The organism is Agrobacterium sp. NPDC058088, from assembly GCF_042885035.1.
GTDB lineage: Bacteria > Pseudomonadota > Alphaproteobacteria > Rhizobiales > Rhizobiaceae > Agrobacterium.
Map to the genome: position 1 here is coordinate 95,976 of NZ_JBHVSU010000008.1, position 25,963 is coordinate 121,938.

The window sequence follows — 25,963 nt, forward strand, 5'->3', positions numbered from 1 at the left end:
GCAACGGAGTGATCCATGTCTCAAAAACTGTCGAACAAAATTGCCCTCATAACAGGGAGTTCAAGGGGCATCGGCCGTGCCGCTGCGCTCGCTTTTGCGAAAGAGGGCGCTGGTCTTATCGGCGTCCATTATGGCGCAAACCCTGATGCCGCACAGGCGACGATCCGCGAGATCGAAGCCCTCGGCTCGAAGGCAGTCGCTTTTAAGGCTGATCTACGCGGGGGAAAAGCGGCAACGGACAGTCTTTGGGAGCAGTTCAAAGAAGCATCAATCGCTTTCACAGGCACCCCATCGCTCGATATTCTCGTCAATAATGCGGGCATTGCGCCGGCGACACCGTTGAAGGACATGACCGAAGCGGCGTTCGACGAGTTGATGACGATCAACTTCAAATCGCCCTTCTTCCTGATCCAGGCAGTAGCCGACCATCTCCGCGACAATGGCCGCATCATCAATATTTCCACCGGTTTTACCCGCATCGCAGCGCCGACGCATCCGGCCTATGCCGCTTCCAAGGGCGCGCTCGAAACATTGACGCTGGCGCTTGCGCCGGAGTTCGGCCAACGCGGCATCACCGTCAATTCGATGCTTCCGGGCGTGACTGAAACCGATATGAACGCCGGATGGCTGGCGGCGCCGGAAGCGCGCGCGGGCGCCGAAGCCCTGTCAGTGTTCTCACGGATCGGCCGTGCCGAGGACATCGCTGACGTCATCACGTTCCTTGCCTCCGATGATGCCCGTTGGACAACCGGGCAGATGATCGATGCGACGGGCGGCGCGCGAATCTGATGTCCGAAGGTGACCCCGCGCGGTGCAGTCGTCGGGGCCACCTCGCATCTGGCTATAGCGTGATAGGACTCCGGGGGGGGCTTGTGGTCCGGTCGCGCCAGCATGTGGGCTTGAGACCCGTAGTCGGCCTGTGCCAGAATATGCCGACAATTCCACCGGGCGTCGATTTCCCATTCCACCAAACGCATTGATGATCAGCAGATGAAAATTATAGGAATTCTCGGCGGCATGTCTGCCGCATCGACGCAGATCTATTATCGCAAGCTTTGCGAGATCACCCGAGACCGCCTCGGCGGCCTCCATTCGCCAGAACTTTTGATACGCTCGCTCGATTTCGCGAAGATCGAGACATTGCAGGCGCGTGGGGAGTGGGATGCCGCCGCAACCATATTGAACGCGGAAGCCAGGGCGTTGCAGCGGGGTGGGGCGGATTTCATCCTGCTCGCGACCAACACGATGCACAAGCTCGCTCGCGACATGATGGATGGTGTCGACATTCCGTTGTTGCATATCGCTGATGCTACCGCTGATCGTATATTGCGTGCCGGGCTCAGCCGGCCGGGCCTGATAGCAACTGCCTTCACCATGGAGCAGAGCTTCTATAGGGACAGGCTGGTTGCGGCGTCGCTTCATGCCGTCCTTCCTGACGTTGATGACCGCAGGGAGGTACACCGCATCATCTACGACGAACTCTGCAAGGACATCATCCGGGAAGAGAGCCGTTCGACCTATGAAAACGTCGCCCGGCGTCTGGTCGATGCGGGTGCGGACTGTATGATCCTCGGCTGTACCGAGGTCGGTATGCTCCTCAATCAAACCAATGTTTCGGTTCCGGTCTTCGATACCACGCTCATCCATTGCGAAGCGGCTATCGATCTCGCTCTTGCAACGTGAGGACACGGCGCGCCTTTCGCCGATCCGAATTCCGAGAGGTCTGCCTTTGCGCCGTGAATGACCGTGGGGCATTCCCGCATCACCCCAGATGACAGTTGCTGGTGGCTGATTGCGCCTCCTATCGGCGCAATTCCAAATCATGTATAGGGGCATCAATTTGACATGCCTGGTGACCCTATGGATCGGAATGTGACCGCCGAAAGGCAGTTGGAACCCACAGTATTTGCGCCGATTGCGCCGTCGCTTCCAGTCCGCGAGGACGAGCCTTATGCCCGCGATGAGATGCTGCACGAGATATTCGAGCAGATAGCCAAACGATTTCAAGCCAAATGCGCCGTGAGGCTGCTTGGCCATGATCCCGAGAACAGCCGCCGTACCGAGCTCAGCTACGCGCAACTGGCCGAGCGCGCCACCCGGTTTGCCCGCCAGCTTCGTGCCATGGGGGTTCAGCGCGGGGATCGCGTCGTCATCTGCCTGCCGCGCGGCCTCGATCAATATATGGCCATCCTCGGCACCCTCTCGGCTGGCGCCTGTTATGTGCCGGTTGACTGGAGCTATCCGCAGGATCGCATCGATTTCATTGCCGAGGATAGCGGCGCCACACTGATCGTCACGGATGCCGAACGGGCCGGCGGCATGCGGGTGAAAACGCTTGTGGTCAACGAGACGCTCGGCGATCTTGCTGCGCAGGATGCCTTGGCGATCACGCGCGCCGAAACCGGTGCGTCTCCGGATGACCTCGCTTATATCATCTACACATCGGGGACCACCGGCCGTCCGAAGGGCGTGATGATTTCCCATCGCAGCGCCTGTCATTTCTTGCGCTCTGAAGGCGCAATCCTCGCGATTGAAGAGAGCGACCGGGTTTTCGGCGGGTTCAGTATTGCGTTCGACATGTCGATCGAGACGATGTGGAGCGCGTTTTCCGCCGGCGCCGAGCTGCTTGTCGCGACCGAGGCCCTGCACAAGGCCGGGCCTGACGTGGCTTTTACGCTCGCAGCTGAAAACGTGACTGTCTGGCATGTCGTGCCGTCGCTTTTCACCCTCGTCGAGGCCGAAATACCCACGCTCCGCGTCGTCAATCTGGGCGGCGAGGCATGTCCGCCCGACCTCGTCGACCGCTGGGCGCGTCCGGGTCTTCGGATTCTCAACACCTACGGACCGACCGAAACGACTGTCACGGCAACCTGGACCGAGGTGCAGCGCGGACGCCGCGTCACCATCGGCCGGCCGCTGCCGGGATATACGGCCTGGATCGTTGACGACAAACTCTGGCCGGTGGCTGCGGGCGCCGAAGGTGAACTTGTCATCGGCGGCCCGGGCCTCAGCGGCGGCTACGTGAACCGTCCCGATCTCACCGCAGACAAATTCGTCTATACGCCGTTTAACGGACCGGATGGGCTGCCTGCCCGGATTTATCGTTCGGGCGACCTCGTGCGTCTCGATGCCGTTGGTGACATCGAATTCATGGGGCGTATCGATACGCAGGTGAAAATTCGCGGTTTCCGCGTCGAGTTGGCGGAAATCGAAGCGGTGATTGCCGAAGATGCGTCGGTCGCGCAGGCCGTCGTCCATCTTTTCCGTGATAATGACGGATCGGAACTCCTGGCCGCATTCCTCGTTGCACGGGGAAATGCCGCAATCGACATCGAAGCCGCCCGCAAACGTGTGAATGATCGTCTGCCGAACTATATGCGGCCGGTCGCCTATCAGGTACTGGATGCGCTGCCGACGCTTCCTGCCTCCGGCAAGGTCGATCGAAAGGCGCTGCAGCGTCCGGTCGTCGTCGCCGTTTCGGATCGGGAAACGGTCGCGCCCGAAACGCCGCTTGAAATACAGCTTCACGCCATCTGGTCGGAGGCTTTCGCGCCACAGAAGGTTTCAGTTGAGGACGATCTGTTCGAGGATCTCGGCGGCCATTCGCTGAAGGCTGCCCGGCTTGCCTCGGCAATCCGCAAATCGCCAGGCCTTTCCGGCGTTTCCATTCAGGACCTCTATGCCGCCCCTACCATCCGGCGGCTTGCAGAACGGCTGCGCGACCGCGTGATGGCCGATACCGTTGTACTCGAGCCGTTTCATCGCGTCAGTGACTTCCAGAAGCGCCTGTGCTGGGCGCTCCAGACGATTGCTCTGGTGCCGATATATGCGGTGGCGGGGCTGCAGTGGTTTTTCCCCTATCTCGCCTACACCTATCTGGTCGAAGATTTCGGTCGCGTATCGGCGCTGCTTCTCGGCGGCCTGAGCTTCGTTTTCATTCCGCCATTGGGAATGGTATTCGCGATTGCCGTCAAATGGCTGATTATCGGCCGCTACAAGCCCGGCAACTACCCGCTGTGGGGCAGCTATTATCTGCGCTGGTGGTTGGTTAGACGCCTCTCCGACATCATCGCCACGCCCTATCTCAGCGGCACGCCGATGATCCGCTTCTATTACCGGCTGCTCGGCGCCAAGATCGGTCGACGTGCCTTCATCGGAACCGTCAGCATCGATACGGCCGATCTGGTCAGCATCGGCGATGATGCCATCGTCAGCGACTATGCCATGCTGGCAACGAGTTCGGTCGAGCGGGGACTGCTCCGCATCGGGCCTGTCTCAATTGGCAAGAGCGCGTTTATCGGCACCATGTCGGTGGTCGGACGTAACAGCGCGGTTGGCGATGCTGCCGTGCTGGACGATCTGTCGTCCCTGCCGATGAACCAGTCGATCCCGGCAGGCGAAAGCTGGAGCGGTTCTCCCGCCAAATGTATCGCGACCGGGCGTGTTGCCAAGCGGGATGAGGAGGCTGGGTTCCTGCGCCGCCTGCTGGTCGGCTTCGGGCTTTTCATCGCCGCCGCCATTCTTCCGCTCGTCGCCATCCTGCCGATTGCGCCGGGTCTGATCGCGATGATCGAGATCGACTGGAATACGGATGGGTATTCCTACCTGCTGATTTCGCCGTTCCTCGCGCTGACCTACATCATCCTCATGTGCGTTCTGACGGTTGCCGCCAAGCGCCTGATCCTTGGTCCGGTGCGGCCCGGGCGATATTCCATCCATAGCTGGTTCTACCTGCGATTCTGGTTCGTCCAGCAGGTGACCGATCTGGCACTGGCGCTGCTTCATCCGATCTATGCGACGCTCTACGTAATCCCCTGGTATCGCGCGCTTGGCGTGCGGATCGGCAAACGCGCCGAAATCTCGACAGCTGCGAAAATCGTGCCCGACCTCGTTGATATCGGGCCTGAGAGCTTCATTGCCGATGCGGTTGTCTTCGGTGCGGCGCGCCATGAGCCGGGTGTTATCGAACTTGCGCATACCCGGATCGGGCGGCGTTCCTTCATCGGCAATTCGGCTCTTTTGCCAACCGGTGCAACCATTGCCGATGGCGTCCTGATCGGCGTGCTTTCCAAGCCGCCGGCAGATGGCGGCGCCGAGCAGCCGGATGGGACCTGGTTCGGTTCCCCGCCGATTTCGTTGCCCGTGCGGCAAGCCGTCGGCCTGTTCGACGAGGGTGCGCGCTTCAACCCGCGGCCGCGCCTCGTCGCGATGCGCCTTGCCATCGAGGCCATCCGCGTGATCCTGCCACTGACGTTATTTCTGGCATTTTTCAGCCTGCTCTTCTCGATGGTCGGCGATATCCAGGATTACGACGACAGCCAGTCGCTGATCGCCTTGATTTTCCCGTTCCTTTATATCGGTTTCGCGCTCGCCTGCGGTCTCTCCGTCGTTGCGCTGAAATGGCTGGTGATGGGGCGCTATAAACCGACGACGAAGCCGCTCTGGAGTACCTTCGTATGGCGAACCGAGCTGGTGACGGCGACCTATGAAAACCTCGCGGTGCCGAACCTGCTTCAACCGTTGCGGGGAACGCCATGGCTCGCCTTTTATCTTCGTCTTCTCGGCTGCAAGATCGGCCGCGACTGCTATATCGATACGACAGACATCACCGAACATGATCTGGTGCGGATTGGCGACGAAGTTGCGCTCAATGAATTCTCCGGCCTGCAAACCCACCTGTTTGAAGACCGCGTCATGAAAGTGAGTGGCGTAACGGTCGCTGACCGGGCGGTGATCGGCTCCTATGCTATTGTGCTCTACGATGCCGAAATCGGGGAGGACGCCCAGCTTGGCGATCTTTCCGTGGTCATGAAAGGCGAGACGCTGCCGGCCGGAACATCGTGGGAGGGGTCTCCGGCCCAGCTTGTGCGCAATGCATGAGTGAGTTCGCGCTGGCATCCCCTTTTCATCTCCGCCGCCAGCGGCGGGGATGCCGTTACAGAAAATTGGCCGCGGGCGGAACTTCAGCATCCATGTGACGATCGATCACCTTGTAATCCCGTTCGGAAAATGCGCCATTATCTCGGTTCTGTCGCCTGATCCACCGTGCGCACTGCGAAATATCGTCAGTTTCAAAAACGGGCTCCTCGCCGCAAGGTCCAATCTGCACCAATACATAACGCAATCAATATGCTCCTAAATTAATTATGAGATATATTGAATATGGCGCATATACAAAGCTTTTCATACCCCAATTGGAGTAGGCAGCGGTCAATCGGACTAGAGTGGATCCTCAGGTGAGTGCCGATCCTTAGGTAACAACAAGAACTTGAAGTACCGAGGCCAAAAGCATGTTGCATCCGGCCACACTGTGTTCGGGCTCGACGTATTCGCACTCATTATGACTAAGACCATCCCGGCATGGAACGAAGATCATTGCTGATGGAGCGACGCGATTGATGAAAAGGGCGTCGTGAAACGCGCCGGACAACATGCGTTGCGTCACGAAACTCCGCTCCAGTGCGGCGCTATCCAACCTCTTGAGAATATGCTCGGGGAAATTAGCCGGCGGCATGTCGAAGATCTGTGCGATCGTTGCTTCACAATTTTGATCGCTCGCTGCCGTCTGGATCACGGCATGAATTTTATTCTCCATTGCGTCAAGCGCGTCGGATGATGGATGTCTGATATCCACCGTAAAGGTGACTGTCTGCGGGATGGCGTTGACGGCGCCGGGCTGCAATGCAATTCGTCCGACGGTGAAGCGGGCGGCGGGATCCTGCGGCATCATGGCGGGGAACAGCAATCCAAGTGCATTGACAGCCGCATGGAGGGGGTCGCGCCGGTACGGCAGCGCCGTGGTGCCCGCATGAGCTGTCTGGCCGGTGATGGATACTTCCAGCCAGCGTGTGCCCTGTATGCCCGTCACTATTCCAATAGGAACGCCCTGTTTCTCAAGAGACGGACCCTGTTCGATGTGGACCTCGATATAAGCAAATACCGGAAAGCCGAGATCGCGCATTTTGGCTTCCGGCAGGCTTTCCAGGGTTGCGGAAAGCTCGCCCGCAAAATCGGCGCCGTTATCCGTGGCAAGGAGCTTCATCCAGTCCTGCGGTATTTTTCGGGAGGCAAAAGCCATCGATCCCATGCAGCCCGGAGCGAAACGGCAACCTTCCTCGTTGGTAAAGGCGACGACCTCGACCGGCCGTTCCGTCTCGATCTCCAGGTCCTCAAGTGTTTCGAGAACCTCGAATGCCGAAAGCGTCCCCAGCGCTCCATCAAACCGGCCGCCTGCGGGCTGGCTGTCAAGGTGGCTGCCGATCAGAAGCGGCGAAAGTGTTTCGTCGCGGCCGCTGCGGCGAATGAAAAGATTGGCGACGGGATCCTGAAACACCGAAAATCCCCTGCTGATGGCGAGGTCCGCCAGCAGCCGTCTTGCCTCACGATCCAGTCCGGTCAGCGCCTGCCGGTTGACGCCGCCCTTTTCGGTTGCTCCGATTGTTGCAAACCGGTCTAGATTTGCCAGCAGTCTTTCACCGTTGATCGAAAACTTTGCCATCGCTGTTTTTCCCTCAGACTTCAAGGCCGGGGCGGGCTGCGGCAACAAAGGAACGTACCCGCGCCAGCTCGACCGGGTTCCACCAGACGCCGCCTTCCTTCAGCGATGAGGCCACGATCACGCCGCTGGTGCGTTTGAGGATGTCGACGATATTTCCTTCATTGACGCCCGACCCGACCAGCAGCGGCAAATGTGTGGCCGCACCGATTTCCTCGATTTCTTCCATGGTCGCACTGTTGCCGGTGCGCTGGCCTGTCGCGATGACTCCGTCGGCGTCGAAGAAGGCAAGGTCGCGCGTCAGTTCATCAATGCTGCGATCTGCCGTGATGGCGTGCGCGCCGTGCTTGACATGGCTATCGGCAAAAACCTTGATGTGCTCTGCCCGCAGCAGCGAACGGTAACGCATCGCCTCGGCTGCGCGCCCCTCCATGAAACCCTCATTGGCCACATAGGCATTGGCCCATTGATTGACGCGGATGAACTTTGCCCCGCCCGCCATGGCGATGGCGAAGGCGGGGATGGGGGCATTTGCCAGCACGTTGATGCCAACGGGAACGCCGGTGGCACGAACGATACGGTCTGTCACCACGCTCATGAAGGCTGAGGTTTCCGGTCCGATATCGTCGGGCTTGGAGAAAGGCACGTCCCCATGATTTTCGATGATCAGCCCGTGCATCCCGCCTTCGACGAGGCGATCAGCATCGCGCATGCACGCGTCGTAGATGGTATCCATGCTCGCGCTGCGATAACGCGGCGCTCCGGGAAAGGCCGGGCAATGGATCATGCCGATCAGCGCCTTGTTGCGACCGAAAATTTCCTTGATAGCATTGGCCGCGTTGTCGGATATGGTCTGCATTTCAGTCCCTTTCGAAAGTTCTCCATGCGTGCCTTTGTTATCGGCAATATCGCACTTGATGAAACCTATTCCATTGCCGCACTGCCGGAGGCAGGCGCTTCAATCTTCGGCGAGCAGGCCTCGCGCAGTCTAGGAGGCAAAGGCTGCAACCAGGCCATTGTTCTTTCACGCTGCGGTGTCGAAACCACTCTGGTTGCCGCCGTCGGCAGGGACGACCGTGCCATTGCAATTGGAAAGGCGCTCACCCGCGAGCACCTGACACCAAAGCTTATTACGGTCGACAGCGCCACCAGCGATATCTCCATCATCCTGACCACTCCGGACGGCGAAAACTCCATCATCACCACCCGGTCCGCAGCTGCAGCGCTTGATAAAGACGCTGCCTTGGAGGCACTCGGTGATGCCGTATCCGGTGACCTCGTCATCCTCCAGGGCAACCTCTCGGAAGAAACCACCCTCGCCATTCTCAACGCCGCGAGATCGAAGGGGCTAAAGGCGGCCTTCAATCCGTCGCCTCTGCAACCCTGGTTCGCAAGCGTCCTGCCGCTCATCGACATTGCCGTCCTCAATCGCATCGAGGCTGAGGCGCTGACCGGCGAAACCGGCGCCGGGGCAGGCGTTTTCCTGCTGAGCGCGGGTGTCGGCCGCGTCATCGTCACACTCGGCGGACAGGGCTGCGTGCTCGTGTCCGCCGATGGTGTCATCGAGGTGCCGGCCGTGCCGGCCACGATTGTCGACACCACGGGTGCCGGCGATTGCTTCACGGGTGTTGCGCTCGCCTCCGCTACACGTCGCGGCGTCGCCGTGGATGCGCGTGCCCTTGAAGATGCCGCAAGGGCAGCAGCCATCACGGTCGGCCGCCGTGGTACACAGGATGCCTTTCCCAGCCATGAAGAACTGATGACCATCCTGCGGGCTTGAGCCTGCCGATCACGGCTTTTCCGACAGCCAGCCGAGAATGTTCTTCCACAGGCGCCCATAGCCGTCCCATTCGCAGAAGGCGGGAGACAGCCAGTGCGGACCAATGTCGGATGTCCAGGCAGCCGTGCGGCCCTTGCCGAAACGTCCGGTGACGAGCAGCGGATGGGAACCCTGATCTTCCGGCAGGCGGGCAACCACCTCGACATCGGCGCGGTCACGGACCTCGACCTCGTTGACACCAAGCAGTAGAGGCCATTCGCCGGAAAGACCAGCAACGGTCGGATGGTCGGGTTTCAGAACGTTGGCCGTCGAGCCTTCCGGAATTTCCACGCGGTCGTCCCACGGAAGGCAGGTAACCGGAAGCGTGTCTTCCACTGGCGTGCGGCGCCAGCGGGCCTTGCCGTCGATACCCTGGAAGGAAAAATAGCCGCCGACCATCAGCAGGCCGCCACCCTTTTCCACCCATGCCTTGATAAGTTTCAAACGGTTCGGCACGGTCTTCGACTGCAGCCAGACGGCCGGCGGCAGCAGGAGAGAATTTGCGCCGATATCCGAGAGAATGATGACGTCATAGGTATCTAACCCCGCCATCTCGAAGGGGAACTTCTCCACCGCATCATGGGCGGTCATGTAAGTCAGCTCATATTCGCTGCCTTCCAGAGCCTTCACCAGCGGTTCTGCACCCAAATGAAAGGTGACGCTGCCAAACTGATCGAAGCCCTTGTAGTGGGTGGCGGAGCTGACCCAGCTTTCACCGACGAGGAGCACTTTTTTTGTCATGATCTTTCCATTTCCATAGTTTCGTCAGGTCTTCGCCTGGAAGACCGAGCGCGGATTGTCCCGCATGAGAGTTTGAAGAGTGGCGTCATCGAGCCCGTGCCGCTTCAGACGCGGCAGGAAGTGTCTGAGAATATAGGCGTAACCATTGCCGCCATACCGCGTCAGCATCATTTTCAGGAAGACGTCGTGGGAAAGCAGAATGCGGTCGAGGTAACCGCCTTCCACCAGCGTGACGATCGACCGGGCAGCATCCTCGTCGCTGGGGCACTGGACCTGCTGATCGGCATAGAAAAAATCCATGCCGATCATGTCATATTCGATGAAGGCGCCGCGGCCTGCGAGTTCGCTCTGGTAGGCGATGTCCGCGTGGGACGGGTTCATGTGGCAGAGAACTGTATGGTTCAGATCCGCTCCCTCATCTGCGACGATGTCGAGAACCCTGTGCCCCAGCCGGAGCCATCCCGGCAGATGAACCATGACGGGAAGGCCGGTGCGAACATGCGCCTGCGCAGCTCCTCGAAGGGACTTTTCCTCAGCGGCCGTGAAATCCGCCGATACCCCGATTTCGCCGATCAGGCCGATGCGGACATCGGTGTCATCGACACCGTGGAGCGCCTCGTGCACGATCTCGTCGGCTATGGCTTCGACCGTGAGCCCGGCCACTTTTTCGGGGTGGGAGGACGCAAGGTAATAACCCGCTCCCATCACGACGTTGAGCCCGGTTGCCTCCGAAATCCTCCGCAATGCCAACGGATTTCTGCCGATGCCCTGACAGGTTGGTTCCACAACGGTCTGTCCACCGGCCGTGACGAAATCCTTCAGCTCCGCAATCGCCAGCGGTTCGTCGTCGAGCGTGATATTGTGCTTGTTGACGAATGGGTCCTGACGCAACTCGCCGAGGATTTCCATGCAGACGAAGCCTTCGGCAAGATATTGCCGCTCCGGTGTCCTGGGGGCGTGCCACCAGCAACGGCAATCGTTGAGAATGTGCTCGTGCATCAGGGTGATGCCAAGCTGGTCCGCAGCGATTGCGCCACGCACGGTCATGATCTTTCCCGACCGGATATGTCCCTCAGAGAGTTCCGTGGTCATCGCATCACCCCTTTCTCTTCGCGCCGAGGCGGAAGTTGGCGGTGAAGATGCGCGTGTTGAGCCAGATTGCTGCGAGAATGATGGCGCCCGTCACGATCTGGGTGAAGAAGGGAGAGATATGCATGAGGATAAGGCCATTGCCGATGACGGCGATGGTCATGGTGCCCAGAACCGTGCCGAGAATGGTGCCGCGACCGCCCATCAGCGATGTGCCGCCGAGAACCACGGCCGCAACCACCTGAAGCTCGAAACCAACCGCCGCATTCGAGGATCCAGATCCCAGCCGCGCCGCAATCATCAGGCCGGCAATGGCCGAGGCAACGCCCGCGGCCAGATAGACCGAGGCGAGAATCCATTTGGCTGGCATCCCCACGCGGCGCGCCGCTTCGGGATTGGAGCCGACGGCGACGACGCGACGACCATATCGGGTGCTCGAAAGAACGATATAGGCGATCACGGTAACGACGATGCCGATCAGGGCTGGGACCGGCATGCCGAGGAAATCACCCCGTCCGAGGTAAAAGAACCCGGGTGCTTCCGGTATCGGCACGGAGTAGCCCTGTGTGATGTAGAGGGCCAAGCCGCGCAGTATGGAGAGGCCGGCAAGCGTCACGATGAAGGCTGGAATTCCCTGATAGGCAATGAACCAGCCCTGCACGAGGCCGAGCGCGCCGCCGAGCACGAGCATGGCGACGACAACCAGCGGCCAGGGGTAGCCGGCTGCAAGCAGGATCGCCCCGACGGCATTGATCAGGGCGACCATGGAGCCGACAGACAGATCGATACCGCCGGTGATGATGACGAATGTCATCGCGACGGAGACAATCAGGATGGGCGCCGCCTGACGGACCACGTTCAGAAGATTGCCGGCCGTCAGAAACGTATCCGTGGTTGCGGAGAAGAACACCATGCAGAGCGCAAAAAAGGCCGCGATGGAAAGCACCTGCGCATTTTCGGCAAAAAAGTCCGAAAGCGGCGAGCCTTTGGCGCGTTCAGTATAGACGGTCAATGGCGTTGCCCTCCCACGATCAGCCGCACGAGGTCTTCGAGGCTGGTATCGTTGATCTGGCGTTCTGCCACCTTGGTGCCCTCATACATGACGGCGATGCGGTCGCAGACACGGAACAGATCCTGAAGGCGGTGGGTGATGAGGATGACCGACACGCCCTTTGCCTTGACGCGATTGATGAGCGAAAGCACGGCTTCCACCTCTGCAACGGCAAGCGCTGAGGTCGGCTCGTCCATGATCAGGACCTTCGGATTGAAGGAGGCCGCGCGCGCAATGGCGATTGCCTGTCGCTGGCCGCCGGACAGCTTCTCCACCTTGGAGGTGAGACGCGGAATGCGGATCTCCAGCGCATCCAGCATCTTGCGGGCTTCCGAAAGCATGGTCGGCCGGTCGAGAAAGGGCCCCTTGGTAATTTCGCGCCCGAGGAAGAGATTGCCGACGACGTCGATATGGTCGCAGAGGCTCAGATCCTGAAAGACCATTTCGATGTTACGGTTGCGGGCATCGGCAGGGCCGGAGAAGCGAATGGCTTCCCCTTCCATCGTGATCGTGCCTTCATCAGGGATGTAGGTGCCGGAAATCACCTTGGTGAGGGTGGATTTACCGGCCGCATTGTCGCCGACGAGACCGAGGCACTCGCCGGGGAAGATATCGAGATCGACGCCGCGAAGCGCCTGATGCGAGCCGAATGTCTTGCGGATATTGCGCAGGGAGATACGCGCTTCACGATCGGGCTGCCGGGAGAGAATATCTCCCCCGGCGCCGTCGACAGCGCCTGTGTGCTGTCCGGCCGCAATCATTTGAAGACCGCACGGTAGGGTTCGACATTGGCCTTGGTGACGATGGTAACCGGCACGGCGATGGTCTTTTCGACGGTGCCGCCGTCGGAGACGGTCTTGAGAGCCTTGACTGCCGCTGCACCCATGGCGGAAGGATCCTGCTGGATGACGCCTGCGACATAACCTGCATCGATGCCTGCAATCGCCTGTTTGGTCAAATCCCAGCCAAACACCTTGATGTCTTTCTGCTTGCTTTGGCTTTCAACGGCGGCGACCGCTCCAAGAAGAGCCGGTTCACCGGTGGCATAAATTGCGGTCATATCAGGATTGCCGGTGATGAGGTTTTCCGCTGCCGACAGTGCGGTGTCCTGAACGTTCTGGCCATCGACGACACCAGCCGTCGTGATGCCGGTCTTGTCCTTGATCGTGTCTTCAAAGCCCTTCTGGCGGATGTTCTGGATGAAGGAGTTCAGCGCACCGACGACGCCGATCTTGGCTTTGCCGCCCATGTCGGACTTCACGTAGTCGAGGAAGAATTTTCCCATGTCGGCGCCCGCTTTGCCGTTATCGACGCCGATCTGCGCCTTCTGCGGACCTTCCGGCAGGATGGCGTCAATCGCGACGACGGGAATATTGGCGGCTGCCGCCTGCTTTACGGCCGGCATGATGCCGTTGACGTCGATGGCGACCACGGCGATGCCATCGACTTTCTGCTGGATATAGGTCTCGATGGCGCTGTTCTGGGCGGCGGGGTCATTGTTGGCGTTAAAGATCACCAGCTTGACGCCGGCTTCCTTGGCCGCCTTTTCCGCGCCTTCGTTCATTTGGTTAAAGAACAACGCCTGCTGGTTGATCTGCACCAGGGCAATTGTCTTTTCGGCGGCGTTGGCAAAACCGGCAGACAGGGTCGCGCCGGCAAGAACGGTCGCAGCGAGCGCTGCGGAAAAATATCGACGTTTGAAATTTTGCATTATCGTTCTTCCTCTGTTGGTTCGTTGCTTTTTATTTGATCGCGGGCGGCGCAACGGATTCACGCACGACGATTTCGACGGGCAGCAGTTCCTCCGATGGCAGCGGAGCGTCCTGATCCCATTTTGTTTCCAGCAGAAGCGACAAGGCGCGTTGGCCGATTGCGCTGACAGGCTGGCGAATGGCGGTGAGCGGCGGGGAAAACAGATGCAGCGGCCCGACATCATCGAAGCCGATCATCGAGACATCCTGCGGGATACGCACCCCTTCAGACCGGAGCACTTCGATGAAGCCGATGGCGATTTCGTCCGAACTCGCAAACACCGCTGTTGCAGGCCGACCCTCGTCAAGGAACCGCCGCGCTGCCGCCCGGCCGAATTCCACGGTGTAGGCGCCGCAATATCTTGTAATCGAAAGCTCTGCTTCGCCTTTCCGTTCGGAAAGGGCGGATGTCATTCCGCGAAAACGGCGCTCGGTACTGATCATGTCCTCCGGGCCGCCTACATAGAGAACCCGGCGGTGCCCATTTTCTGCGAGATGCTTGCCGGCCAGACGACCACCCTGTTCATTGTCGCAGAAGAGTTTTGGAACGGTTGCGCCGGGGACGTCTTCGTCGACGACCACGACCTTGCCTGTGGTGTTGATCAGTTCCGCCAGCTCTTCGGTATTGGGATGGTTGGTGATGAAGACGAGACCATCGACGTGATTGCGGGCGAGCAATCTCAGATACGACAATTCACGCCCCTTGCGATTCAGCGTCGCAAAAAGCGACAGGGCAAGACCGCGCCTGTCGGCTTCTTCTTCCACGGCCGCGACCAGCATTCCGAAAAACGGGTTGCCAATGTCTGGAACGACCAGACCGATTGTATCCGAGCGGCCGCGGCTCAAGCGCCTGGCATGGGGGTTTGGAACGTAATTGAGCTCACGAATGGCGGTCTCGATCCGAGTCTTCGTCTCGGAGGGCAGTTCCAGCGTGCCATTCAGCAGCCGCGATACGGTCGCGACGGAAACACCAGCCGCCTGGGCAACGTCTTTGAGGCTGGTCGCTTGGTTACGCGCCATCACACTCCCGCTTTCTGTTCCGCTCAATCCGGGCCTTTTCGACCTCTGTATGGTTTGTAAAGCGATTTACTAAACCGGTTTACAAGGAATTATAAAATGGCGGAGCTGTCAACGGGTGTTTTTCAGATTCGTCGGATTGTCTGGTGAACCGGAGCTTTGGGAATGGCGTCATTTGAGCTCAAGGAACCACGGGTACCCATGGAGGCAGACGCGGATATGTGGGTGCCTTTCGCAGAAAGGCACCTCAGTGTGAAAGTGCCCGCAGGCTACTTTCACTTGCTTCGACACTCAAAGAGTTTGTGTCGTGTGATTATCGTCGCTGCAGGGGCCGGACAATCTCAGATGAGATCGCGCTTGTAGCTTTCATCCCACTGTCTCGTCTTGACGACATTGCCGTTCTCGAACGCCGACAATTCTCCACTCAGATAGAAGTTCTTCTCGTCGGAGCGCATCTCGGTGCGGCTCTCGATTTTGATGCGCCATCCTTCCCGGCCCATTTCGTAGGTCTGGGTAAGGACATATTTCGCGGAAAGCGGATCGTCGTCACGAATGGTCAGTTCACGGCGCAGACTGTGGCTCAGTTCGGTATCGATATCATCGAACCGCAAAATGCCTTCGCCGAACAGGCCGCCCACTCCTTCGGTGATATAGGTGTTGATGCCCGTTTCATGGTCCTGTTCGGTCCAGCGGCGAACCGAACCGGGGTCGATCTGTGTCATGGGGGCGAGGGGGCCATGGGCAGGGGCCTCGAAACGCACGGGCTTTGCCTCGCCCGCGGCGCGCACCGGAAGATCAAGGGCACTCTCCGCAACGGAAAGGCTGATCGTTGCATCGTAAGGCGATGTCCACACCATCGGCCAATATGCGGTGGCGATGGCGAGTTGAAGCTTGTGGCCTTTGGTGAAGCGATATCCGCAATCGTTGAGCTTGATCGCGACGTCGTAGAATTTGCCGGGTTCCAGGGCTTCGGGATTCTCGTGGCTGTCACGGTGGGTGAGGTTGAAAACCTGGTAGCTGACGCGTGTGACGCGACCGTCGGGAAGCACATCGTTGAGGCGGAGCGATATCTGGGCCACGGGGCAATCTGCGGCAATGCGCAGACGTGCTATTGGCGCACCGAGGACATCGAAATCGTCTTCGAGCAAGGCGGTTTCGAAAACCAGCGCGCCGCCATTGTCGAGCCGCTGATCGGTCGGATGTTCGCCCGGGCAGCCGGTCGCCATCCATTCGCCGCCCGCCTTGCCATGGCTCTGGGGTGAACGGATAGCAAGGATCCCGGGATCACTCACCGCGTCACGCAGGTCGCGAGCTCCACCAAGATACAGTGATCGGGTCGAGATTTCAGACGAAGGCCATGCCGCTTCGCCGACCCACCGGCCCTGCGTCGTTGTGCGCGTGCCTGTCGGTTCGATGGTGTCGCTGACGAAGGCGCGCAACATCGGCTCGTCCATGACGCCGGTGTCCTTGCCCTTCAGCCAATGGTCCCACCAGCGTGTCGCTTCCTGAAGGAAGCCGATTGCCGGACCGGGTATGCCGTCCTGAGGATAGATGTGACCCCAAGGCCCGATGATGCCGCGACGCGGCACCTGAAGGTTTTCCAGAAGCCGTGGGACCGCATTGGTATAGCTGTCCGCCCACGCGCCGATGGCAAGGACCGGGCACTGGATGGCGCTCCAGTCTTCGCAGACCGAGCCGTGCTTCCAGTAGGCGTCGTAACGCTGATGGTCCAGCCAAAGTCCGGGGAAAAAGGGCAACTTGTCCAGTCGCTCAAGCCAGCGATCGCGCCATTCGTCGCCAACAATCTCCGGGTCGAGCGGGCGGCTCTGATAGGCAAGCATGATCGTGCCCCACCAGAGATTGTCGTTCAGCAACAACCCACCCATGTAATGGATGTCGTCCGTATAGCGATTGTCCGTGGAATAGGCCGTGATGATGGCTTTCAACGCCGGTGGACGGCGGGCGGCGACCTGCAGGCCGTTGAAGCCGCCCCAGCTCTTGCCCATCATGCCGACATTGCCGCTGCACCATGGCTGTCGGGAAATCCAGTCGATCACTTCCAGGCCGTCGTCCTGTTCCTGCTTCAGATATTCGTCTGCCATGTGGCCGTCGGATTCGCCGGTGCCGCGCATATCCACGCGGATCGCCGCATAGCCCTGGCTTGCGAAATAGCAATGCATCGGCTCGTCGCGCCCGCGCGTTCCGTCGCGCTTGCGATAGGGGATATATTCGAGAATGGCGGGAACCGGCGATTGCTCCGCGCCTTCCGGCAGCCAGAGACGCGCTCCAAGGCGCACGCCGTCGCTCATGGGGATCCAGATATGTTCTTCAACACGCACTGTCATTTGGGTATTCCAGTCAGTTCATCGGGCGCTGGCATTGCAGCAGGTCATTGGAGATGAAGGAGAGGGCGGCGGCTGAAGAAAATACGCCGCCGCTGAAGTCAGACGGCCGGAAGGCCGCGTTTTGCCAGCACACCGTCCAGCCAGTCGCGCCGCAACTCGGGAACCGAAGTGATAAGCTGCTCAGTATAGGGCTGGTATGGCGGGGCGAACACCTCTTCGGTGGTGCCGGTTTCGACGATACGGCCGTGCTGCATCACCATGGTCCTGTCGGCAATCCTGCGCACCACGCCGAGATCATGGGTGATGAACAGATAGGAGACGCCCAGTTCATCCTGCAATGATTGCAACAATGTGAGGATCTCGTCGGCCACCAAAGGGTCAAGCGCCGAAGTGACCTCGTCGCAAATGATGAGGTCGGGACGCGCCGCGAGGGCGCGCGCAATGCACACCCGCTGCTTCTGTCCGCCCGACAGCGCTTTTGGGAGACGCTCGGCGAAATCGCGCGGCAGACCGATGAGATCCAGCAGGCGGTTCACCTCGGATGCGCGCTGCTCGTCGTTCATGCCGAAATAAAACGACATGGGGCGGCCGATGATCTCGCCGACCGTGTGGCGCGGGTTCAGCGCCACATCCGGAAGCTGATAGACGAGCTGGATGCGTCGCAGTTCCTCACGGCTCCGCTGCGTGTATTTATCGGCAAGCCTATGTCCGGCGAGGGTAACGACGCCGGAGGAGTGGGGCGGCAAGCCGGCAATGACCCGGGCGAGTGTGGATTTTCCCGAACCGGATTCGCCGACAACGGCGAGTGTCTCACCCTTGCGCAACAGGCACTGGACGTTATCAAGCACCTTCTTACGCCCGTAATAGGCGGTAACATCGCGCGCTTCGAGCAGAACCTCCCCATTTTTATGGTGGACGCCTTCTCCCGACATGCTGGCCTTGCGTTCGGAAACCAGCCGACGCGTGTAGTCCTGCTGCGGCTGTTCGAGGATCTGCTCGGCAGAACCGGCCTCGACCTCTTTGCCATGACGCAACACCAGGATGCTGTCGGCAATCTGCGCCACCACTGCCAGGTCGTGCGTGATGTAGAGTGCAGCCGTATCATAACGCTGGATGAGGCTACGAAGCAGAGCGAGAACCTCTATCTGCGTCGTGACATCGAGCGCCGTGGTCGGTTCGTCCAGAACCAGAATATCGGGACGGCAGGACATGGCCATTGCCACCATCGCGCGCTGCAACTGACCGCCCGATACCTGATGCGGATAACGGCTGCCGAAATTCTGATAGTCGGGAAGTTGCAGCGCCTGCAGCAATTCCAGCATCCAGGCTTCCGCCTCCTGCCGGTTCATGATGCCGTGATAGAGCGGGCCTTCCATGATCTGTTCGCCGATCTTCATCGCCGGATTGAAGGCGGCGGCCGCGCTTTGCGCCACATAGGCGATCCGCGCACCACGCACCGCCTCGCGTCCGGCGCGATCGATCGTCATCAGCGAAACGCCGTTCACGACAATCTCGCCCCCAACGATGCGGCAGCCATTGCGGCCGTATCCCATGGCAGCTAGGCCAATCGTGGACTTGCCCGCACCGGATTCACCGATCAGCCCTTTGACCTCGCCGCGTTTCAGGTCAAGATCGACGTTGTCGACAAGGATGGCGCCATTTGGTGCAGCAACCTTCAGCCCGCGAATTTGCAAAACCTTGTTCTCGTTCATCGGTCCGCTCCCTGAATTGCGCTGCGGCCGGCAAGCAGCCAATCCACGACGAGATTGACGCCGATGGTGAGGACGGCGATGGCGGCTGCCGGATATAGCGGAGCGTAGAGGCCGTAAAGGATCGCCTGCTGGTTATCCTTCACCATACCGCCCCAGTCCGCGAAGGGCGGCTGAATGCCAAGGCCGAGGAAAGAAAGGCCGGCGACAAAGAGGAAGGTGAAGCAGAAGCGAAGACCGAACTCCGCAATCAGTGGCGGCAGGGCATTCGGCAAAATTTCCTTAAACACCAGCCATAGCAACCCTTCGCCGCGAAGACGCGCCGTTTCGGCATATTCGAGAACATTGACACCCTGCGCGACGATACGGGCCAGGCGAAAAACGCGTGTGGAATCCAGAAGGGCGATTGTGACGATCAGCACGGGAATGGACGAGCCAAGCGCCTGCAACACCACAAGGGCCGAAATCAGCACCGGAATACACATGACCGTGTCGACAATGCGCGACAGTACCGTGTCCAGCCAGCCGCCGAAAATGGCGGCGATAAACCCCAGTGTTATCCCGATCGTGAAGGACAGCAGCGATGCGGCCAGTGAAACGCCGATGGACATCTGCGCGCCGGCCAGTAGGCGCGACAGCATATCGCGACCATTCTGATCAAGGCCAAACCAGTGCGCGGCCGAAGGCGGATCAAACGGCGATCCGACAATTTCCTCCTGGGCGAAAGGCGCGATATGCGGGCCGGCGATGAACAGGATGAGATTGAGCGAGATGATGAAAAGACCGATCCATGCGGTCGGGGTGATGGAACGAAGTATTTTCATCGGGGATGCCTCAGGCGCGGGTTAAGCGCGATTGCCGAAATATCGGCAATGATGTTCAAGATGACATAGGCGGCGCCAAAAACGAGGGCGGCAGCCTGCACCAGCGGCAGATCGCGCTTGGAAACAGCATCGACCATGAAGCGGCCCAGCCCATTGTAGTTGAACACGGCCTCCACCAGCACCACGCCTGTGATCAGATAGGCGATGTTGAAAGACACGACATTGACGATGGGCGCAGCCGCATTGGGAAGGGCGTGACGAAGAACCGCGCGCCGGGTGCGAAGCCCCTTGAGATAGGCGGTTTCGACATAGGCCTGATCCATGACAGCCAGCACGGCGGTGCGGGTCATGCGCAACATCTGCGCCACGGTCACAAGAACAAGTGTCAGGGCCGGCAGCGTGGTCGCCTTCAGCCAGTCCGCAAAACCCATGCCGGGATAGGTATCGGCAAGGCTCGGCAGGAGGTTGTACTGCACGGACACGAACAGGATAAGCAACAGGCCGAGAAAATATTCTGGCAAGGAAACAAAGGCGAGAGCCACAATATTCACTGCGCGATCAAACAGGCTGCCGCGCAGGATGGCGCTGAACAGCCCGAGGGTGACGGCAACAGGAACGGAGACGACGGCGGCATAAAGCGCCAGCGCCATGGTGTTCCAGAAGCGTGGCCACAGGAGATCGGCGACGGGTTGACGGTTCGCCAGCGAATTTCCAAGGTCGCCGGTCACGAAGCCGCCGAGCCAGGAGAAATAACGGTGCAGGAGGGGCTGGTCGAGGCCGAGATCGGCGCGCAACACGGCGAGGGATTCAGGCGTCGCATTTTGTCCGAGTATTGCTGACGCCACATCACCGGGAAGAAGCTGTGTGCCGGCGAAAATAAGCGCCGACACCAGCAGGAGCGTCAAAATACCCAAAGCAACGCGCTTCAGGATAAGAGTAGTCATTATGCGTCCAACCAGACTTTTTCAGCGAGACGGGCGCCCATGAAATTGAACATGGGATGGGTCGTCACGCCCTTGAGTTTCTTAGATGTGGCGTCGAGATAGTCGCCAAACATCGGGATCATCGCGCCACCCTCATTGGAAATGAGCGCTTGCAATTCGGCATAGATTTCCTTGCGCTTGGCGTCGTCGAGAAGCGCACGCGCTTCGATCAGCTTCTTGTCGAAGGTCTCGTTCTTCCAGTGCGTGTCGTTCTGCGCTGATGTCGACTGGTATGCGATGGTCAGCATCTGGTCCGCCGTGGGACGCCCGCCCCAATAGGACATGCAGAAAGGCGCTTTCATCCAGACATTGTCCCAATAGCCGTCAGCCGGCTCGCGCTTGATCGAAACGTCGATACCGCCCTTCGCCGCGCTGGTGCGGAAGATCGCTGCCGCATCGACCGCGCCGGAGAAGGCGGCGTCGGAAGCGGAAATCTCGATCTTGAGGGCGTCGAGGCCAGCCTGCTTGAGATAGAACTTCGCCTTTTCCGGGTCGTAAGGCCTCTGCGGCAGGTCTGCCGCATAGAACCGGTCGGAGCTGGGAATGGGGTGGTCATTACCGAGGCGACCATATCCACGCAGTGCCGTTTTCAGAAGCTGTTCGCGATCGATCGCGTGTTTGATGGCGAGCCTGATATTGTTGTCCGTGTAGGGCGCCTGTGTGCAATCCATCAGGAAGGTGAAATGCTGGCCGCCAGCCGACTGGACGATATTGAGGTTGGGATTGCGGCGAAGCAGATCAACCGTCTTGAAATCCAGCTGGTTGATGGCGTGGACCTGACCCGACATCATGGCATTGGTGCGCGCGGCGATATCGTTGATGACGATGACTTCGACCGCGTCGACATGGGCCGCGTTCGGCTTCCAGTAATTGGGATTACGGGTAAAGCGGGAACGCACGCCCGGATCATAGCTTTCAAAGACGAACGGCCCGGTGCCGACCGGCTTGTTGAAATCCGTCCAGCCCTCCGGAACGACAAGGAAATGATAGTCGGAAAGGATGTAGGGAAGATCGGCATTGCCGCTTTCGAGGACGATCTTGACCTCGGTGTCGGACAGCTTGTCGACGCTTTTCAAGGCGGATGCTACCGAGCGCGCTGCAGAGGTGGTTTCCCCGCGGTGCAGGTTGATGGAGTAGATGACGTCTTCTACCGTCAATGACTTGCCGTTGTGGAACGTGACGCCCTGACGCAGCTTGAAGACCCACTCCACCGCGCCCGGTTGCGCTTCCCAGCTTTCGAACAGTTCCGGCACGGCGTGATTGTTGGCGTCGATCTCCACCAGACCGTTCATGATCATGAAGGCCTGATTGACGGGCACCCAGTCCTTCAGAATGCGGGGGTCGAGATTATCAGTGGTGCTGCCGCCGCCAATGCCCAGTTTCAGCACTCCGCCCTTCTTGGGCGTGTCCGTGCTTTGCGCACGTGCAGTAGTGATGAAACCGGCAGACAGCGCGGCAATGCCGGCCGCGCCAGCCAGAAAATGCCGGCGATCGAGTGAGAAGGAAAAGGGGGAGGAGGTCATATCTGGGTTCCCTGTTTTTTATCTAGCCGGTCAAGGCTCAGCTCGCTGTGGGGTATCGTACTCGGCGGTTCGGCACTAGATAGAGACCAGCAAAGGGGGGTATGATTTTTGCGCATGGGGTCATGAAATCTGAGCGCATCCGGTTATTTGCGAAGCGCAGTAAAGGGAGGCGCCGGAGCCGATCCGGTGTAGCAATTCTCGCGCGGCGAGAGCGTTCATGGAGTGAATACAAATGGGGCTAGCGGATATTGTCGGCCTTGCAGGAGCCTTTTTCTATCTCTTCGCCTATGCCCTGTTGCAGCTTCGATTTCTGACGATAGAAGACTGGCGATACACTCTGTTGAACGTTCTGGGCGGTGTGTTCCTGATCTATTCGTTGATCTGGAACTTTAATCTCGGCTCGCTCATCTCGCAAGTCGCGTGGCTGCTCTTCACCGTCATCGGTTACGCCCGCTTTCTCCTGGATCGCCGCCGGAAGGCGCCGTCCATAAGCGCCTGATGATCATCAGCGCGCGGTTTTATGATTGTCTGCAATCAGCCAGTCTGAAACCTCGCGCACAATCTTGCGCTGGTGGCGATCAGCCGGGCGCATCAGGTAAAATTTGCCCTCCGAGCGCATGGCGTGGGCATGTACAGGCACAAGCGCGCCGCTATCCAGCTGATCGCGGATGAGCCAGGTCCAGCCAAGCGTTGCGCCGAGCCCCTGCGACGCTGCCGCAACGCAGAGACCATAGTCTCCAAGTTTCCATTGGATGGCATCCTTTGGCGGCAGCAATTGTGCTGAGCGCCACCAGTCGCTCCAATCCTGCCATTCCCGCATCGAATCCTCGATGGAGATCAAAACCGGTGCTTTCTGGTCCATGAGATCGCCCACACCGCGCGCAGATACGGGTACCACCTCTTCCTGCCCAAGCTCCGAAAGCCAGACGCCGATCGGTCTTTCCTTGCGATAAAAAATGGCGAGATCGAATTCGTCAAGGCGAAGATGGGCCACATCATCAGTTACCCGCACTCGCAACTCGATGCCCGGAATGTCTAATTTCAGCTTCTGCAAACGGGGCATGAACCATTGGTCGGCAATGCCACGGGAGCAGGCTATGGTGATCTGGCTTGCCCCTGTCCATGAGCGCACCCCGTCCGTAACGCTTGCGATATCGAGGATCAGCCGCGATATATCGATCGAGTAATTCTCTCCTATCGTCGTCAGTCGCACGCCTGTCGGCACACGTTCAAAAAGCTTGGAACCGATGAATGCTTCCAGCTTGCCGATCTGCCTGCTGACCGCGCTTTGCGTCAGACCAAGTTCGTTGCCCGCGCGCGAGAAGCTGCCTAGACGGGATGCCGCCTCGAAAACCACAAGCGCCTCCAGCGGCGGCAATCTATATGATGGTTGCATTCCACTTCCTGCGACAGATTTTGTGATCCGATACACCGCCGCGCCGAGCGGTTCAAATTTTCAGTGGCGATATCCAGCTCTGCGGGTCTTCGACCGAGCGCAAGAGCCCCCGTGCCCCGGAATAATGAGAGTTCCAATGTTGACCATCCCGAAATGTTGGCGTCCTGCTCACGCCGTATCGAAGGACACCCATCTGTTCCGGCCAGTTTCTTTAGCGCTCAGCAGGGCGGCATCAGCGCGTTCCAACACGCTCGTCACAGTTCCTGCGCCTGGCGCGGTTGCTATCCCAACGGATATGGTGACCGGGTCGAGCGAGCGACCCCGGTATGTGAAGGGCGCGTGCTCGACGGCGTGTCTGAGCTTCTCTGCCAAGGCCTTCGCATGCTCAAGATTTGCGCCGGGCATCAGCACAGTGAACTCTTCGCCGCCGAAACGGAACAGGTGACCTTGGTCGCCGATCGCTTCCGAGAGGACCTGGGCGACATATTGCATCACTGCATCACCGGCATCATGACCAAAACGGTCGTTGAAGCGCTTGAAATGATCGATATCGAGCATCAGGCAGGCAAGGGGATCATCGGGCTTCTCAATATGCCGGTTCAGAGCCTCGTCAAGGGAGCGCCGGTTGAGAAGGCCGGTCAGGGCGTCCTGCTTTGCCATACCGACCAGGCGCTGCCGCAGCTGGAGATTTGCGACGGCGAGGCCGATATTCTCTGCAAGTAGCTCGAGATATAGACGTTCCGTTTCCAGCGTTGCGGATTTCTCGGGAACCTCAAGATACAACAGGCCGACGGTCTCGCCCAGCGCCGTCAATGGTATGCAAAGTCCGGTTCCGAATTCTCCACTGATATGATGGCAGACAACGTCGTCTCCATCCGGGTTGCTGATATGTGGACGTCCGCGACGCAGAGCCCAACAGTCATCGATCGCAAAATCTGGCGCTGAAAAAGACGGATCGGACCATTGTCCGGTCGAATGGAGAAATGAACTATTTTCCTTCAGGACAAGCAGGCGGCCTGATATCGCCGGGAAAATCTGGGGCATGAACTTTGAGACGACATCGGACAGTTCAAGCTGGTTCTGACATGCCTGGATCCGATGCATCATCTGCAGGATGAGATCCTTGATGCGCTGGTTCTTGCGGTGCTCCGCGTCAAGCCGTTCCCGCTCCAGCCCATTGCTGCGGAATATCCTGATTGCCTCGTTCATTTCCCCGATTTCGTCGCGCCGTCCCTCGTCGGGCAGATCGATACTGTAGTCCTGTCGGGCAAGACGCTTGACGATGTTGCTCATTTTTATAAGCGGCACCGCAACACGTCTGCTGAGGACAAAATAAAGAACCGCCAGGAACATCAGGGCAGTCAGACCGAGCATTACCTTGGCGATCGATCCGTAAAAATCGCTCCGGTTTTTCGCCTGGTCGATCGTTGCCTGCGTGCGGGCCGCAATCGTCTCCCGGAGTGTCGCCACTGTGTCCACGAGAGCGGAGTGCCGCTGATGGTATTGATCGCCGAATAAAATTCGTTGCGCATCGCCCTGACGCCCGGCGCGATACAGGCTGACGGCTTCGCGCTCCATGCCATCAAGTGCATCGGCACTGGTTCTTATCGTCTGGAACAGTTTTTCCTCTGAAGGGGAAACGCCGTGAGCGGCAAGTTTATCAAGATTGCTTTCGAGACGTTTTTCCTGGTCTTCATCGACATAGAATTTTGCCAGATACTGATCGTCGCCGCGCATCACGTAAAGGCGCGCTTCCTCTGTGCGCTCGTCTGCGGTGATCGCCAGTTCCTCGGCAAGGTCGTCGAGGTCAAGGTGATCCTGTATCGCTGCCCGCTCCTGCAAAGCGCTTCTGGCCGACAGGATGAATGTGGTGGCCGATACCGTCGTGAATATCAGCGTGATGGCGTAAGCCAGGTTCGTGATGGTGCTTAGTCGCATGATGATGCCGTCTCTAACCGCACCTCTGACAAACCTCAGCGGCGGCGTGTGATTTGGATTCTGATTGTTCTAGGCCACGCCGTCAAACGGGAAGTCAACATGCGGTTAACCATCCATGTGATCCGAAACAGCTAAGTCCTGTCGAAAATCGCGTCATTCGTGCGGTGAGGGCGCTTGCGCAATCACGGGAATGTTGCAGATGTGGCCGCTTCTACGGCGCTCGGTGCAAGCCGAAAATTAAATTTCACGCGGCATCACGAACCCGTGAAACCTTTCAACACA

General features: G+C 59.2%; 20 protein-coding genes. 5 read left to right on the plus strand and 15 right to left on the minus strand.

From position 1 onward, the window contains the following. The first annotated feature begins 15 nt into the window (after positions 1-15). The 3 genes from ACFVTJ_RS19505 (at position 16) to ACFVTJ_RS19515 (ending at position 5,880) form a co-directional block, all read left to right on the plus strand. A complete protein-coding gene (locus ACFVTJ_RS19505) occupies positions 16-789 on the plus strand; it encodes an SDR family NAD(P)-dependent oxidoreductase (protein ID WP_386910221.1) in 774 nt (257 codons plus the stop codon). 201 nt (positions 790-990) lie between these two features. Then, positions 991-1,683 (plus strand): aspartate/glutamate racemase family protein, encoded by a 693-nt coding sequence (locus ACFVTJ_RS19510; RefSeq protein ID WP_386910223.1) that lies wholly within the window; start codon positions 991-993, stop codon positions 1,681-1,683. A gap of 207 nt (positions 1,684-1,890) precedes the next feature. Then, positions 1,891-5,880: a Pls/PosA family non-ribosomal peptide synthetase gene (locus ACFVTJ_RS19515; RefSeq protein WP_386910225.1), complete on the plus strand. Its 3,990-nt coding sequence runs from the start codon at positions 1,891-1,893 to the stop codon at positions 5,878-5,880. Between the two features lie 370 nt (positions 5,881-6,250). Here ACFVTJ_RS19515 and ACFVTJ_RS19520 read toward each other — a convergent pair whose 3' ends face one another. Both ACFVTJ_RS19520 and ACFVTJ_RS19525 read right to left on the minus strand, forming a co-directional pair. Further along, positions 6,251-7,498: a Zn-dependent hydrolase gene (locus ACFVTJ_RS19520; protein WP_386910226.1), complete on the minus strand. Its 1,248-nt coding sequence runs from the start codon at positions 7,496-7,498 to the stop codon at positions 6,251-6,253. Positions 7,499-7,511: 13 nt separating this feature from the next. After that, positions 7,512-8,354, minus strand: coding sequence for a BtpA/SgcQ family protein (locus ACFVTJ_RS19525; RefSeq protein ID WP_386910228.1), 843 nt, complete (start codon positions 8,352-8,354; stop codon positions 7,512-7,514). A gap of 24 nt (positions 8,355-8,378) precedes the next feature. Between ACFVTJ_RS19525 and ACFVTJ_RS19530 the strand changes: the two genes are divergently transcribed. After that, positions 8,379-9,275, plus strand: a complete 897-nt coding sequence (locus ACFVTJ_RS19530) for a ribokinase (protein WP_386910230.1) — start codon at positions 8,379-8,381, stop codon at positions 9,273-9,275. 9 nt (positions 9,276-9,284) lie between these two features. Here ACFVTJ_RS19530 and ACFVTJ_RS19535 read toward each other — a convergent pair whose 3' ends face one another. The 11 genes from ACFVTJ_RS19535 to ACFVTJ_RS19585 form a co-directional block, all read right to left on the minus strand. Next, positions 9,285-10,055, minus strand: coding sequence for a glutamine amidotransferase (locus tag ACFVTJ_RS19535; protein ID WP_386910232.1), 771 nt, complete (start codon positions 10,053-10,055; stop codon positions 9,285-9,287). Between the two features lie 24 nt (positions 10,056-10,079). Next, positions 10,080-11,147, minus strand: a complete 1,068-nt coding sequence (locus ACFVTJ_RS19540) for a phosphotriesterase (RefSeq protein WP_386910234.1) — start codon at positions 11,145-11,147, stop codon at positions 10,080-10,082. A gap of 4 nt (positions 11,148-11,151) precedes the next feature. Continuing rightward, the gene (locus tag ACFVTJ_RS19545) at positions 11,152-12,156 is read right to left on the minus strand and encodes an ABC transporter permease (RefSeq protein WP_386910236.1); all 1,005 of its coding nucleotides are present in this window, start codon (positions 12,154-12,156) and stop codon (positions 11,152-11,154) included. After that, the gene (locus ACFVTJ_RS19550) at positions 12,153-12,956 is read right to left on the minus strand and encodes an ATP-binding cassette domain-containing protein (protein WP_386910238.1); all 804 of its coding nucleotides are present in this window, start codon (positions 12,954-12,956) and stop codon (positions 12,153-12,155) included. Before ACFVTJ_RS19550 ends, ACFVTJ_RS19545 begins: the two co-directional genes overlap by 4 nt. Beyond that, positions 12,953-13,906, minus strand: a complete 954-nt coding sequence (locus tag ACFVTJ_RS19555) for a substrate-binding domain-containing protein (protein ID WP_386910240.1) — start codon at positions 13,904-13,906, stop codon at positions 12,953-12,955. The genes ACFVTJ_RS19550 and ACFVTJ_RS19555 overlap by 4 nt, the downstream gene beginning before the upstream one ends. A gap of 31 nt (positions 13,907-13,937) precedes the next feature. After that, positions 13,938-14,966, minus strand: a complete 1,029-nt coding sequence (locus tag ACFVTJ_RS19560; protein ID WP_386910242.1) for a LacI family DNA-binding transcriptional regulator — start codon at positions 14,964-14,966, stop codon at positions 13,938-13,940. A gap of 338 nt (positions 14,967-15,304) precedes the next feature. Continuing rightward, a complete protein-coding gene (locus ACFVTJ_RS19565; protein ID WP_386910244.1) occupies positions 15,305-17,308 on the minus strand; it encodes a CocE/NonD family hydrolase in 2,004 nt (667 codons plus the stop codon). A 98-nt stretch (positions 17,309-17,406) separates the two neighbouring features. Continuing rightward, on the minus strand, positions 17,407-19,020 hold the full coding sequence (locus ACFVTJ_RS19570; RefSeq protein WP_386910246.1) for an ABC transporter ATP-binding protein: 1,614 nt from the start codon (positions 19,018-19,020) through the stop codon (positions 17,407-17,409). Further along, a complete protein-coding gene (locus ACFVTJ_RS19575) occupies positions 19,017-19,841 on the minus strand; it encodes an ABC transporter permease (protein ID WP_386910248.1) in 825 nt (274 codons plus the stop codon). The genes ACFVTJ_RS19570 and ACFVTJ_RS19575 overlap by 4 nt, the downstream gene beginning before the upstream one ends. Beyond that, positions 19,838-20,785 (minus strand): ABC transporter permease, encoded by a 948-nt coding sequence (locus ACFVTJ_RS19580; protein ID WP_386910250.1) that lies wholly within the window; start codon positions 20,783-20,785, stop codon positions 19,838-19,840. Before ACFVTJ_RS19580 ends, ACFVTJ_RS19575 begins: the two co-directional genes overlap by 4 nt. Then, positions 20,785-22,347, minus strand: coding sequence for an ABC transporter substrate-binding protein (locus tag ACFVTJ_RS19585; RefSeq protein WP_386910252.1), 1,563 nt, complete (start codon positions 22,345-22,347; stop codon positions 20,785-20,787). The genes ACFVTJ_RS19580 and ACFVTJ_RS19585 overlap by 1 nt, the downstream gene beginning before the upstream one ends. Before the next feature lie 232 nt (positions 22,348-22,579). Here ACFVTJ_RS19585 and ACFVTJ_RS19590 point away from each other — a divergent pair, with 232 nt between their 5' ends. Continuing rightward, complete coding sequence (locus tag ACFVTJ_RS19590; RefSeq protein WP_386910254.1) at positions 22,580-22,846, plus strand: cyclic nucleotide-binding protein; 267 nt, start codon at positions 22,580-22,582, stop codon at positions 22,844-22,846. 6 nt (positions 22,847-22,852) lie between these two features. Here ACFVTJ_RS19590 and ACFVTJ_RS19595 read toward each other — a convergent pair whose 3' ends face one another. Both ACFVTJ_RS19595 and ACFVTJ_RS19600 read right to left on the minus strand, forming a co-directional pair. Then, positions 22,853-23,743: a LysR substrate-binding domain-containing protein gene (locus ACFVTJ_RS19595; RefSeq protein WP_386910256.1), complete on the minus strand. Its 891-nt coding sequence runs from the start codon at positions 23,741-23,743 to the stop codon at positions 22,853-22,855. Between the two features lie 168 nt (positions 23,744-23,911). Next, positions 23,912-25,681 carry a diguanylate cyclase gene (locus tag ACFVTJ_RS19600; protein ID WP_386910258.1) on the minus strand — a complete coding sequence of 590 codons (1,770 nt, stop codon included), beginning with the start codon at positions 25,679-25,681 and terminating at the stop codon, positions 23,912-23,914. Between the last annotated feature and the right edge of the window lie 282 nt (positions 25,682-25,963).

Bases quoted from the DNA above. Each gene is read 5' to 3' on its own strand.
- ACFVTJ_RS19595 (WP_386910256.1), bottom strand. From the start codon at position 23,743: ATGCAACCATCATATAGATTGCCGCCGCTGGAGGCGCTTGTGGTTTTC.
- ACFVTJ_RS19575 (WP_386910248.1), bottom strand. From the start codon at position 19,841: ATGAAAATACTTCGTTCCATCACCCCGACCGCATGGATCGGTCTTTTC.
- ACFVTJ_RS19505 (WP_386910221.1), top strand. From the start codon at position 16: ATGTCTCAAAAACTGTCGAACAAAATTGCCCTCATAACAGGGAGTTCA.
- ACFVTJ_RS19570 (WP_386910246.1), bottom strand. From the start codon at position 19,020: ATGAACGAGAACAAGGTTTTGCAAATTCGCGGGCTGAAGGTTGCTGCA.
- ACFVTJ_RS19555 (WP_386910240.1), bottom strand. From the start codon at position 13,906: ATGCAAAATTTCAAACGTCGATATTTTTCCGCAGCGCTCGCTGCGACC.
- ACFVTJ_RS19530 (WP_386910230.1), top strand. From the start codon at position 8,379: ATGCGTGCCTTTGTTATCGGCAATATCGCACTTGATGAAACCTATTCC.
- ACFVTJ_RS19585 (WP_386910252.1), bottom strand. From the start codon at position 22,347: ATGACCTCCTCCCCCTTTTCCTTCTCACTCGATCGCCGGCATTTTCTG.
- ACFVTJ_RS19550 (WP_386910238.1), bottom strand. From the start codon at position 12,956: ATGATTGCGGCCGGACAGCACACAGGCGCTGTCGACGGCGCCGGGGGA.
- ACFVTJ_RS19580 (WP_386910250.1), bottom strand. From the start codon at position 20,785: ATGACTACTCTTATCCTGAAGCGCGTTGCTTTGGGTATTTTGACGCTC.
- ACFVTJ_RS19600 (WP_386910258.1), bottom strand. From the start codon at position 25,681: ATGCGACTAAGCACCATCACGAACCTGGCTTACGCCATCACGCTGATA.
- ACFVTJ_RS19520 (WP_386910226.1), bottom strand. From the start codon at position 7,498: ATGGCAAAGTTTTCGATCAACGGTGAAAGACTGCTGGCAAATCTAGAC.
- ACFVTJ_RS19540 (WP_386910234.1), bottom strand. From the start codon at position 11,147: ATGACCACGGAACTCTCTGAGGGACATATCCGGTCGGGAAAGATCATG.
- ACFVTJ_RS19565 (WP_386910244.1), bottom strand. From the start codon at position 17,308: ATGACAGTGCGTGTTGAAGAACATATCTGGATCCCCATGAGCGACGGC.
- ACFVTJ_RS19590 (WP_386910254.1), top strand. From the start codon at position 22,580: ATGGGGCTAGCGGATATTGTCGGCCTTGCAGGAGCCTTTTTCTATCTC.
- ACFVTJ_RS19535 (WP_386910232.1), bottom strand. From the start codon at position 10,055: ATGACAAAAAAAGTGCTCCTCGTCGGTGAAAGCTGGGTCAGCTCCGCC.
- ACFVTJ_RS19525 (WP_386910228.1), bottom strand. From the start codon at position 8,354: ATGCAGACCATATCCGACAACGCGGCCAATGCTATCAAGGAAATTTTC.
- ACFVTJ_RS19560 (WP_386910242.1), bottom strand. From the start codon at position 14,966: ATGGCGCGTAACCAAGCGACCAGCCTCAAAGACGTTGCCCAGGCGGCT.
- ACFVTJ_RS19510 (WP_386910223.1), top strand. From the start codon at position 991: ATGAAAATTATAGGAATTCTCGGCGGCATGTCTGCCGCATCGACGCAG.